General features: G+C 69.9%; 11 protein-coding genes. 4 read left to right on the plus strand and 7 right to left on the minus strand.

Annotated features, from left to right (window positions below; genetic code table 11):
- Window positions 1–130: 130 nt before the first annotated feature.
- Window positions 131–1408 (plus strand): MFS transporter, encoded by a 1278-nt coding sequence (locus F4553_RS17545; protein WP_184837370.1) that lies wholly within the window; start codon window positions 131–133, stop codon window positions 1406–1408.
- Complete coding sequence (locus F4553_RS17550; protein WP_184837372.1) at window positions 1405–2007, plus strand: TetR/AcrR family transcriptional regulator; 603 nt, start codon at window positions 1405–1407, stop codon at window positions 2005–2007. Before F4553_RS17545 ends, F4553_RS17550 begins: the two co-directional genes overlap by 4 nt.
- 64 nt (window positions 2008–2071) lie before the next feature.
- Here F4553_RS17550 and F4553_RS17555 read toward each other — a convergent pair whose 3' ends face one another.
- The gene (locus tag F4553_RS17555) at window positions 2072–3148 is read right to left on the minus strand and encodes an arginase family protein (RefSeq protein WP_184837374.1); all 1077 of its coding nucleotides are present in this window, start codon (window positions 3146–3148) and stop codon (window positions 2072–2074) included.
- A 31-nt stretch (window positions 3149–3179) separates the two neighbouring features.
- Here F4553_RS17555 and F4553_RS17560 point away from each other — a divergent pair, with 31 nt between their 5' ends.
- On the plus strand, window positions 3180–4244 hold the full coding sequence (locus F4553_RS17560) for a P1 family peptidase (protein WP_184837375.1): 1065 nt from the start codon (window positions 3180–3182) through the stop codon (window positions 4242–4244).
- A 116-nt stretch (window positions 4245–4360) separates the two neighbouring features.
- Here the strand turns inward: F4553_RS17560 and F4553_RS17565 are convergent, their stop codons facing one another.
- On the minus strand, window positions 4361–5101 hold the full coding sequence (locus tag F4553_RS17565) for a hypothetical protein (protein WP_184837377.1): 741 nt from the start codon (window positions 5099–5101) through the stop codon (window positions 4361–4363).
- A 142-nt stretch (window positions 5102–5243) separates the two neighbouring features.
- Between F4553_RS17565 and F4553_RS17570 the strand changes: the two genes are divergently transcribed.
- Complete coding sequence (locus F4553_RS17570; RefSeq protein WP_184837379.1) at window positions 5244–5918, plus strand: hypothetical protein; 675 nt, start codon at window positions 5244–5246, stop codon at window positions 5916–5918.
- On the opposite strand, the gene F4553_RS17575 is transcribed toward F4553_RS17570, so the two are convergent.
- The 5 genes from F4553_RS17575 to F4553_RS17595 are packed head-to-tail and all read right to left on the minus strand — an operon-like array spanning window position 5903 to window position 11478.
- On the minus strand, window positions 5903–6874 hold the full coding sequence (locus tag F4553_RS17575; protein ID WP_184837381.1) for an ABC transporter ATP-binding protein: 972 nt from the start codon (window positions 6872–6874) through the stop codon (window positions 5903–5905). The genes F4553_RS17570 and F4553_RS17575 overlap by 16 nt on opposite strands.
- Window positions 6871–7851, minus strand: coding sequence for an ABC transporter ATP-binding protein (locus F4553_RS17580; RefSeq protein ID WP_184837383.1), 981 nt, complete (start codon window positions 7849–7851; stop codon window positions 6871–6873). The genes F4553_RS17575 and F4553_RS17580 overlap by 4 nt, the downstream gene beginning before the upstream one ends.
- Window positions 7848–8690: an ABC transporter permease gene (locus tag F4553_RS17585; RefSeq protein WP_184837385.1), complete on the minus strand. Its 843-nt coding sequence runs from the start codon at window positions 8688–8690 to the stop codon at window positions 7848–7850. Before F4553_RS17585 ends, F4553_RS17580 begins: the two co-directional genes overlap by 4 nt.
- Window positions 8687–9661: an ABC transporter permease gene (locus tag F4553_RS17590; RefSeq protein ID WP_184837387.1), complete on the minus strand. Its 975-nt coding sequence runs from the start codon at window positions 9659–9661 to the stop codon at window positions 8687–8689. The genes F4553_RS17585 and F4553_RS17590 overlap by 4 nt, the downstream gene beginning before the upstream one ends.
- A complete protein-coding gene (locus F4553_RS17595; protein ID WP_184837388.1) occupies window positions 9658–11478 on the minus strand; it encodes an ABC transporter substrate-binding protein in 1821 nt (606 codons plus the stop codon). Before F4553_RS17595 ends, F4553_RS17590 begins: the two co-directional genes overlap by 4 nt.
- Window positions 11479–11560 lie beyond the last annotated feature (82 nt).

The following is an 11560-nucleotide window of genomic DNA, read 5'->3' on the forward strand; positions in this document are numbered from 1 at the left end:
AGCCGTGATCACTGCGCGCACAAGCGTGATCGCTCGACGTGCCTGGACGCGAAGCATCTCCGGGCACCTGGCTTGACGACCGACGTCAACCGTCGTCTCGCCCATCGCTGAACCCAGAAGAGAGACAGTCATGTCCGGCCTCGCGGTCGTCACCGCTGCCCGCCGTTACCGCGCCCTGCTTGTCATGCCCGGCGTGGTCCGGGTGGCGCTCCCCTCCTTCATCGGTCGCATGCCCTATGGCATGACGACCCTGCTCTTCGTGCTCGCCGTCGAGCACGGCACCGGCTCCTTCACGGTCGCCGGGCTCGCGACGGGTGCTCACGCGGCGCTCACCGCCGTCACCGCGCCGTGGCTGGGCCGCCTCGCCGATCGCGGTCACGCGGCGGTGGTCCTGGCGAGTACCGGCATCGCCTACGCCGCCATGCTCACCGCGCTCATCGGCGCCCTCTGGCTGCACGCGCCCGTCGCGGTGATCCTGCTGATCGCGGGTGTCTCCGGTGCACTGAACCCGCCGATCGGCGCCGTGACCAGGGTGGTCCTGCCGGGGCTGGCGCCCAAGCAGGCGGACACGGCGTACGCATTGGACACGATCTTCGTGGAACTGACCTTTGTGGTCGGCCCGATGCTGATCGCGCTGATCACGTGGCTGAGCGGACCCTACGCCGCGGTGATCTTCACCGGCATGCTGTCGGCCGGCGGTGCCGTCGCTCTCGCCACCGCCCCCGGCCTGCGGGATCGTTACCGCGGCATCGTCACCGTGCCACTGGCCCGGGGCGAGCGCCGGGCCAAGCTCCTCACGGCGAGCATCGTCACCGTGCTGATCGTCGGTGCGCTGGAGTCCGCTGCCTACGGCGTGATCGAGGTGGCGATCCCCGCCTACGCCAGCGAGTTGGGATCGCCGTCGGCCTCGGGCGCGATCGTCGCCGCGTGGTCGTCCGGCTCGATCATCGGCGGGATCTGGTTCTCCGGACTCAATCCCACCATGCGCAAGGCGAAGCTCTTCGCGCTGCTGATGACCCTCAACACTGTCGGTTTCGCCTCGATCATGCTCGCCTCGGGCGTGACGAGTCTCGCCGCGCTGCTGCTGCTCGGCGGCCTGGTGATCGCGCCGACGACGACGATCGAGTGTGCCCTCGTCACCGCGCTCGCCCCGCACGGCCGCACGACGGAGGCCTTCACCTGGACGGGTACGGGGATCTTCGTCGGCTTCGCCGCCGGCACCTCGGTCTCCGGTTTCGTGGTCGGCCAGGGCGGCGGCCTCCTCACCACGGCGATCATCGCGACGGCACTCGTCGGGGTGGGCGCCCTGCTCGCCACCGTCATGAGCCGCCGCATCAGTGGTGACTGTGCCGTCAGTCAGCCGGTTGAGGACATCGGAGCCGTTGATGGCATACCGTATGCCGGGTGACTCGCCGCTCGGCTGAACTGCGCCTGGACGCGCTGCTGCGTACCGCCGTCGATGTGATCGTGGAACGCGGCCTCGCGCGTACCCGGACCGCCGACGTCGCCGCGGCGGCCGGCGTCAGCCCATCCCTCGTCTTCTACCACTTCGCCAACAAGGAAGCGCTGCTCGCGCAGGCGTTCGCCTACGTCGCCGAGCAGGACCTGGCCCGGATGCAGACCGTCATCGACTCGAAGGCGTCGCCGACGGAGAAGCTCGCCAAGCTGCTCAAGCAGCTCGCGCCGACCGGCCGCAGCGTCTCCTGGGCGATCTGGATCGACGGCTGGTCCGAGGCGATGCGCGTACCCGAATTGGAGAAGGTCTCCCGCCGGATGGACCTCCGCTGGAAGGAGGCCCTCACCGGGGTGATCGCCGCCGGCGTCGCCGACGGCTCCTTCACCTGCGACGACCCGGTCGGTGCGGCCTGGCGGATCAACGCGCTCATCGACGGCCTGGCGGTCCAGCTCACCGTCCACGACAAGGTCATCTCCCGCAAGCAGACCACCGAGTGGGTACGCCTCGCCACCGCCCGCGAGATCGGCATCTCCCCCAACGCCCTCGCCTAGCACCCAAGATCGCCGCAACTCTTGAAGAGTTGGTGCTATCCGGCGCGCCCAAAGCACCAACTCTTCAAGAGTTGTGCCGATCTTGGAGGCCGGTGAGAGTCGCCACCGTGAGGGCACCGAGGGTGGGGAGGTGGTAGCCGCCCTCGTGGACCGCTACCGTCGGCACTCCCAACGCCGCGATGAGCGCGCCCGTCGCCCGGTAACCATCCGACGAGACCCGCAGCGGGCTCTCCGGGTCGAGCTCAGCGGCGTCGACGCCGAGCGAGACGACCACCGCGTCCACCCCCGACGCGAAGCGGCACAGCTCCTCGACACCGGCCAACCATGCGGCGTCTCCACTGCCGGGGTCCAGGGGCAGATTCAGGTTGGCACCCGCTCCGGCACCCACCCCGGTCTCGTCGGCGAAGCCCGCGTAGTGCGGGAACCACCCGGCGCCCGGATCGACGTGCACCGACGCGTAACGTACCTCGGCCGACGAGTAAAAGATCGCCTGGGTGCCGTTGCCATGATGTGCGTCGATGTCGATGATCGCGACCCGGCGGGCTCCGGCGGCACGGAGTCCGGCCACGGCCACGGCCGCGTTGTTGAGGTAGCAGGACCCGCCGTACCCACCGGGGGTTGCGTGGTGACCGGGAGGTCGGGTGATGGCGTAGGTGACCGGTGTGCCCGCGGCGGCGAGGTCGGCGGCGGTCGCCGCGGCATCGGCCGCAGCACGGGCGGCGGCCCAGGTGTCGGGGCCGATCAGCGTCATCGTGTCGTAGCAGAAGGCACCGGCACGGGCGTGGATCGCGGTGGGCCGCCGCGCGGGAAGGCCGTCGAGCATCGCCGGGGTCGGGAAGACATAGGGTACGACGCGGTCCTGGCCCGGGTAGTCCAGGAAGCCCGCCGCCACCCACTCGTCGTAGACGCTCTCCAGATGCGTGAGCAGCTCAGGAGTGTGCACCTCCGCGAGCAGCGAGGCGCCACGGGAGGCGACGGCCGGGACCAGCGTCGCCCCGGCGGCGACCACGGCGTCGCGGATGACGGTGGCACGCTCGGGGACTTCCGTGCCGGGCGTCGAGACGCCGACCCAGATCTCCGCGCCGGGTTCGTGCCGCAGCACCTCGTCGCTCCACACCACCGGAAGATCAAGTCGCGTCATACGCCCAGCCTAGAACCCTTATGCTGCCTCCATGCCTCGCGCTGCCGATCTCGGAATCACCATAGGTACGCTGCCCAGCGGCCCGACCGGCTCCATCCTCGACGTGCCCGGAGTGGGCGTCGGCCACGCGACGGTGTGGCGCGACGAGCCCTCCCCGCCGCTGGGCCGGGGCGTCGCACGAACCGGTGTCACCGTGATCGATCCGGGCGGCAACCCGTTCCGCTCACCGATCCCGGCCGGTGGTGCCGTGCTCAACGGCGCGGGCGAGTGCACCGGCTTCCTCTCCGCGCAGGAGTGGGGCCTCGCCGAGACGCCGATCTTCCTCACCTCGACGATGCAGCTCGGCCGGGTCTATGACGCGGCCTGCGAGCTGCTCGCCGAGGAGGAGCCGGGGATCGGCGACGAGGACGTGATCATCCCGATCGTCGCCGAGTGCGACGACAGCTTCCTCAGCGAATCCCGCCGGATGCAGGTGACCAGGGACGATGTCGCCGCCGCGCTCGCTGCCGCGCGAGCGAGCGTCGGTTCGACGAGCGCTCCGGCGGAGGGGGCGGTCGGTTCGGGTACGGGCATGAGCTGCCTCGGGTTCAAGGGCGGCATCGGCACCGCGTCACGCGTCGTGCCGACCGGGCACACCGTGGGAGTGCTGCTGATGGCGAACTACGGCGAGCGGGAGCGGCTCACGATCGCCGGGCGCCCCGTCGGGCGGCTGCTCCCTCTGGCTGGGCAGCCGACGGCACCACCCGCCGGGTCGTGCATCGTGGTCGTCATCACCGACGCACCGATCGACGCAGCCGGATGTCAGCGACTCGCCCGGCGGGCCGGACTGGGCCTGGCGAGGACGGGTTCGACGGCGCACCACGCGAGCGGCGAGATCTTCGTGGCGCTCGCGACCGGCTTGCGGGCCGAGCGCGGCACGGTCTCGGCGGCGGTGGCGTTGCAGGGACGGGAGCTGGATCCGTTCTTCGCCGCCGTGGTCGAGGCGACCGAGGAGGCCGTCCTCAACTGCCTCTTCGCCGCGCCGACGGTGGTCGGCCGCTCCGGCAACACCGCCGAGGGACTGCCGGTCGACCAGGTGATCCCGCTTCTCCGCTGACGGCGGTCAGGCCACGCCCGGCCCAGATCACGCGCGGCCCAGGTCACGTTTTGCAGCAAAGCGTGGCCTCCCGCAGGGAAATGGCCACGCTTTGCTGCAAAACGGGACGACGAGCATCAGCCGGGGATCTCCCACGCGGTGAGCTTGATCGTCGGCCGACCGGCGGTGGTGAGGCTGACGACGGTGAGCACGACCATGCGCTGCTTGATCCCCTCCCGTGAGGCCTGGCTCCGCGAGGTGGCGATGCACATGACGAGATTGCGCTGGGCCGGCACCGATGCGGAGGCCGAGACCGGTGCGGTCCGGATCAGCTCCGCGCATCCGGCCGCGTCGGGTGCGGTCCCCGCCGGCACGATCGCACCGTCGACATTGTCGCCGAGATCGATATAGGGCACGCTGCTGTCGTAGCTCTGCCCCACCACGATGTCGATGGTGTCGGTGCTGCGTGGATAGGCCCGCGGTTCGTCGAGATCGATATAGGCGTCGGAGCTCTGGTTGACCGGCGGAATGAGCTGCTGGTCGGTGTATTTCGAGCTGTATACGGCGCCCGGCGCCAGGACGTCGAGCGCCGGAGCGGGGCTGGTCGGCGCGGGCGGCGACGGCGGGACCAGCACGGATGCCTTCGCGCTGGGCGAGGCGGGCGGCCCGCCCGGTGATTGCGACGCGGCCGCCGGGGTTCCGGCACCGGACCGGCTCAGCGCGATCACGGCCAGCCCGGAAGCGATCACGGCGAGCAGGAGGCTCGCCGCCGCGACGACCAGGGCCAGGCGAGCGAGTCCGTTGCCCGGCCTCGGCAGGTTCAGCGGCTGGGTCGGCGGGCTGGCGGGATTCGGCGGCTGCGCGGGGGTATCGGCCATAGCAGGAATTCTGGCGATGACGTGACGCCGAGGACATCCACCGGCTTGTCGGATATTTGCAGAACGATCGTCGATTCTGCTCACCGCCTCGGTGATGGAAAAATCTCCATGGCTCTACCACCTCCCCTTCCGCAGGAGCACTGTGTCCAGTCAACCGCTTGAGCAGGCCGCGAAGTCCCGATCTGCCCGGTGGCGCATCGCCGGTGGCGTCGTCGTCGGAGTCGCGACCGTCATCGGCACCATCGGCCAGGTCTGGCCGCTGCTCTTCCCACCGCGGCCGGAGCCCTCATCGGTGCCGAGCGGAACGGTCTCCCAGGCGGCCGCGCCGGTGAACTCGACCACGCCGACGGGGACATCCGCAGCTGCGTCCGCGCCGACCGACGGCCGCACCTACCTCAGCGATCTGCGGGCCGCCATCGGGCGCGAACGGATCGTCGCGGTGCCGAAGTCCCTGGCCGGGCAGCCCGGATTCGAGCACGCGTTCGCGGTCCGCTGTCCCTCCAACAACACCGGCGACATGATGGTCGAGGTCAGCTACGAGCTGCCGCGCGGCTCGACAAAGGTCGGCGTGACCCTCATCGGTTACCAGGACAAACCGCCGATCAACCAGCTGATCCAGCTCACCGTCTTCCCCGACGCCGCCGATCGGCTGCCGGGCGCCCCGTTCGAGGGCGAGAAGGCAGCGGTTCAGGCGGCCGTCGGAGCGTCGTCGAGCATCACGGCGAATGTCACGGACGCCTTCTACGTGCGGCTGCGGATCGAGTGCCGCCGACCTGGGGGGACTGCCGTGGTCAGCGACGCCTACGCGCTGCCCTGACCTGCCGCAGCCGACGCGAGCAGGCACGCCGCCGCGTGCTCGCCGTGCGGTGACAGCATCGGCAGCGTCGCCGTGGCGCATCGGTCCGCCACCCCCGCGCGAGCGGCAGTGCCGTCCGCGAGCGCAGGGCACCGCGGATGGAAGCGGCACCCGCTCGGGATCCGTGACGGATCCGGCGCCTCCCCACGCAGGATCACCGCAGGCCGTCCCGACTCCGGCAGCACCGAGAGCAGCGCAGCCGTGTAGGGGTGCCGAGGCGCGGCGAGCACCTCCTCGGTCAGGCCGGACTCGACGATGCGGCCGAGGTACATGACCGCGATCCGATCCGCGATGTTCCAGGCCAGCCCGAGATCATGGGTCACCACGAGCACCGAGAGCCCCAGCTCGTCGCGCAGCGAGAGCAGCAGCGCCAGGATCTCGCCCCGGACGGACGCGTCCAGCGACGAGACCGGCTCGTCCGCGATGATCATCTCCGGCTTGAGCACCAGCGCACCGGCGATGACGACGCGCTGGCGCTGCCCGCCGGAGAGCTCGTGCGGATACCTGTCGAAGAACCGCTCAGCCGGGCGCAGTCCGGCGAGCGAGAGCGCCTCGGCGACGAGCGCACGATGATCGCCGGGCACCCGGTGGATCTGCAATCCCTCGGCCACCGCCTGGTAGACGGTCCGGCGCGGGTTGAGCGCCCCGGCCGGGTCCTGCAGCACGAGCTGCGCCCGGCGCCGGAAGGCCTTGAGGTCCCGCCCGGCGTAGGAGAGCGGCTTGCCGTCAGACATGACCTGCCCCTCGACGGGCCGCGCGAGCCCGAGCAGCGCCCTGGCCAGCGTCGTCTTGCCGCTGCCGGACTCGCCGACGAGCGCCAGGATCTCGCCCCGGCCGAGGGCGAGGTCGACTCCGTCGACAGCGCGCACGGCACCGAAGCGGACGTGCAGGTTGCGCGCTTCCAGCACCGGGTTCATGCCCCTCCTCCGAGAATCAGCGGCACGTGGACGCAGGCGGCACGGCGATCGGGGCCGACCGCCCGCAGCGCGATGTCCTCGGTCGCGCACTCCGGCAGCGCCACCGCGCAGCGCGGGTGGAACGGGCAGCCGCCGGGCAGCTCACGCGGGTCGGGCGGGTCACCCGGCAGTCCCCGGGGGGCGAGCCGCGACGCCGGGTCGCCGATCACGGGGAAGGCTCCGGCGAGCGCCTTCGCATAGGGGTGCGCCGCGTCGGCGAAGAGGCGGTGGCCGGGTCCCGTCTCGACGATGCGGCCGGCGTACATGACGGCGACCGTGTCACACGACGCCGCGAGCACGGAGAGGTCGTGGCTGATCAGGAGCAGGCCCACGCCGCGCTCGCGGACGAGCTCCGCGAGCAGCGCCATCACCTGCGCCTGCACCATCACGTCCAGCGCCGTCGTGGGCTCGTCCGCGATGATCAGATCGGGTCCGCACGCCAGGGCCATCGCGATCATCACGCGCTGGCGCTGTCCCCCGGACAGTTCATGGGGGTACGCCGACCGCCGCGCCCCCGGCACCCCCACCTGTTCGAGCAGCTCCGATGCCCGCCGAAGCGCCTCGTCGCGGCGGACAGCAGGCGTGTGCAGCATGATCGGCTCGGCGATCTGCTGCCCGACGGTCCGGACGGGGTTCATCGCGTGCATCGCGCCCTGGAAGACGATCGAGGCGCCCTGCCACCGGACGGCGCGCAGCCGCCCGAAGGTCATGCCCTGCACGTCCTCCCCGCCCAGCAGGATCTCCCCGCTGATCCGGGTCGACGCGGGCAGCAGCCGCAGCACGGAGGTGGCCAGCGTCGACTTCCCGCAGCCGGACTCCCCCGCGATCCCCACGGTCTGCCCCGCCGCCACGGTGAGGCTGACTCCCCGCACCGCGGGCAGGTCCGTTCCCCGCGCCCGGTAGGTGACGTGCAGATCCTTGATCTCCAGCAGCGTCATGACAACTCCCCGCGAGGGTCGAGAACCCGTTCCAGCGCCCGGCCGCACATGTTGAAGGCGCGGACGACGAGCACCACGGCGAGGCCCGGGAACGCCACCCACCACCACGCACCGGCGCTGATCACGCCGCCGGAGTAGGCGTCGTCGAGGATGCGGCCCCACGAGACCCGCAGCGGATCGCCGAGGCCGAGGAACGAGAGCGTCGTCTCGGCGATGATCGCGATCGAGACGGTGAGGGTCGTGTTCGCGAGGACCAGCGGCATCACGTTGGGCAGGACGTGCCGGGTCATCTGGTGCCAGTGCCCGGCGCCCAGCGCTCGCGACCGTTCGAGATAGGGGCGGGCGGAGATGGCGAGCGCCTGTGCGCGTACCAATCTGGCCGTGCTGGACCACGACGTGACGCCGATGACGACGATGACCGCGACCAGGCGCGGGACCTGGGGTGGAAAGACCGTGGCCAGGACGATCGCGAGCGGGAGGTAGGGGATGATCAGGAACCACTCGGTGAGCCGGTTGAGCGCGCCGCCGGTGAAGCCGCCGAAGTGCCCGGCGCAGATGCCGATCAGCGTGCCGAGCAGCATCGACACGACCGTCGCGGCGAGACCGACGAGCAGCGTGGTCTGCGCGCCGTGGATGACCAGGGTCAGCAGCGAGCGGCCCCGGTTGTCGGTGCCGAAGAGGTAATCCAGCGACGGCGCCCCGGTCTGCGGTCCGGTCGCCTTGGTGACGCTGAGCCCGTCGGGGTCGGCGAGCAGCGGCGCGAAGATCGCGACGAGGCCGAAGAAGACCAGGATGATCAGGCCGGTGAGCCCTTCGCGGTCCTTGAGAAAAGCCCTCATGAGCGGCCCACCCTCGGGTCGAGGATGGGCACGAGCAGGTCGGCGACGAGGTTCATCAGGATCACTCCGGCCGAGAAGACGAGGAAGAGGCCCTGGAGCAGCGGCACGTCCGGCCCGCGCAGCGCGTCATAGGTGAGCCGCCCGAGGCCGGGCCAGGAGAAGACCGTCTCCACGGTGATCGCGCCGGAGATGACGAAGCCGAGGCTGAGGAAGAAGAGCGTCATCGACGGCAGCAGCGCGTTGGGCAGCGCGTGCCGCCGCAGCACCAGGGCGTCCCGCAGCCCCTTGGCCCGCGCGGTGGTGAGGTAGTCGGCGTGCCGCTCGTCCAGAATGGACGACCGCATGATCATCGAGTATTCGGCGATGTAGACGACCGTCAGCACCAGGACCGGCAGTGCCATGTGCCGCAGCAGATCGATCCAGTAGGGCAGCTCGGTCCGGCTGCTCGACATGCCGCCGTCGGCGGGCACGAAGTCGGCCTTGGCGAGCACGACGAGCAGGACCAACCCCAGCAGCCATTCGGGTACGGAGTAGAGGCTGAGCGCCGTACTCGACGTGATCTTGTCGAACCGGCTGCCGCGCCGCCACCCCTGCCGTGCGCCGAGCCAGAAGCCGATCCCCGCCGCGAGCAGCAGCGATGTGCCGGAGAGCAGCACGGTCGGCCAGATCCGGCCCGCGATGACCTCGGTGACCGGGGCATGCTGGCTCCACGAGACACCGAGGTCGCCCTGGACCAGCGATTTCACATACTTGCCGAACTGGACCCAGAGCGACTCGTCGAGCCCCATCCGCTCCCGGATCTCCCGCAGCGCACCCGGGTCGGAGTTGCGCCCCCGCGGGGCGAACGCCTTCGCCGGGTCGCCCGGGAGCATCCGGAAGAGGAAGAAGTTGACGACGACGGCGAAGAGGAGCGTGCCGAGCGCCATCCCGATCTTCGCGGCGACGCTCCTCGCAGCCTTGGTGCCTCTCATTCCACGTCGTCCAGCGAGGTGCCCCGCTTGCGCCGCATGAAGATCACGACGAACACGCCACCCGCGAGGAGCAGCACGCCGCCGACGATCGCGATCGTCACCAGGACATCCAGGCCGTCGCTCGCGTCGTCGCCACCGGTCGCGGGCTCGATGTTGCGGTAACTCCACGTGCCGAACTGGAACGCGAGCAGGCCGCCGGCCGAGGGCTGCGGGCGGAACCCGGTGAACCGGTCCGACCGGTATGCCTCGAACTGGTTGTAGTAGTAGAGCATCGAGTAGGCGACATCGTCGTAGAGCAGCTTCTGCGCCTTCTTGACGACCTCGGCGCGGGCGATCGGGTCGATGATCGTCTTCTGCTCGTCGTAGAGCTTGTCGAACTCCGGGTTGCAGTAGAAGCTGTCCGACCAGCCGGCCGAGATGTTGCCCTTGTCGATCGTCGAGCGCTGGTCGCAGGTCATCACGGAGAGCTGGAAGTCGGGGTCGGGCTCGACGACCCAGCCCCAGTCGAAGAGGTCGAACTCGCCCTTGCCGAGGACCGTGGTGAGGTTGTCCTCGCTCATGATCGAGACGTTCACCTCGATGCCGATCTCCTTGAGCCACTCGCGGATGTATTCGGCGTCCTGCTTCGAGTTCTCCGAGCTGTCGCGGGCGAAGAAGCGCAGCTTGAGCTGCTTGCCGTTCTTGGCCCGGATGCCGTCGGAACCCTTCGCCCAACCGGCCGCGTCGAGCAGCGAGTTGGCCTTGGCGAGGTCGAAGGCGCGCTCGGCGGAGCCCGGGTTCCAGTGGAACTGGCTGTAGATCGGCGGGATGACACCCGTGGCCGCCGTGCCGTGGCCGCGCAGCACCTTGTCGACGAGCACCTTGCGGTCGATCGCGGTGTCGATGGCGATCCGGACCTGCTTGTCGGTGAGGGCGGGGTGGCCGTCGCCGATCTTCTTGCCGTCGACGGTCTGCGCGCCGAGGTTGTAGCCCAGCTCCGAGAAGCCGTAGTAGGTGGCGTCGTTGACGGTCACGCCGTCGACGCCCTTGAGCGACTCGAAGACCGCGGAGCTGAGGTCCTCAGCCATGTCGATCTCGCCCTTGACCAGCGCCTGCTTCATCGGCTCGTCGTCGGCGAAGACCCGGAAGATCAGCTCGTCGAACTTCGGCGCGCCCGCCCAGTAGGACTTGTTGGCGGCGAAGCGGTACTCCACGCCCTTGCTCGCCTTGCTCAGGATGAAGGGTCCCGAGCCGACGACCTTCGTGTCGTTGGGGAAGGTGGCGACCGCCTTCGCGTCGACCTTCTCCCAGATGTGCTTGGGCAGGATCGGGATGGCGAGGCGCAGCATGATCGGCGTCGGCTCGGAGGTGGTGATGACGACGGTGTTGTCGTCGGTCTTGGAGACCTTCGTGGCTTTCGTCAGGTAGTTGCCGTACTGGCCGTTCTCCGTCTCACCGTTGATGACCCGGTTGAAGGTGTAGACGACATCCTCGGCGGTGAGGTCCCTACCGTCCGACCACTTCACACCCTTGCGCAGGTGGTAGGTCCAGGTCTTGCCGTCCGCGGAGGTGTCCCAGCTCTCGGCGAGCCCCGGCACCGGGGAGAAGTCGTTGTCGCTGCTGAAGGTGAGCGCGTCGTAGTTGAGCTGGTAGGACTCGAAGGCCGCCGCGACGACACCGACATAGGGGTTGAGCGAGTCGATGTCCTGCTTGATCCCGACGATGAAGGTCTTCTTGGCCGGTTCACCCGACGGCGTCGGTTCGGCCTGGGCGGGCAGCGCCAGCGCACCGAGCGCGGCCATCGCCACGGCGACCACCGCCGCCAGGCGTTTGACCATGCTGTTTGACTGACCAGTCAGCTTGGCAGGAGGGGTGCTGCTCATCTGCTCTCCCTTGGTGTCGGCGGACCCGGCCGGTAGG

Origin of the sequence: Allocatelliglobosispora scoriae, from assembly GCF_014204945.1 — a bacterium.
In the GTDB taxonomy this organism is placed as follows: domain Bacteria; phylum Actinomycetota; class Actinomycetes; order Mycobacteriales; family Micromonosporaceae; genus Allocatelliglobosispora; species Allocatelliglobosispora scoriae.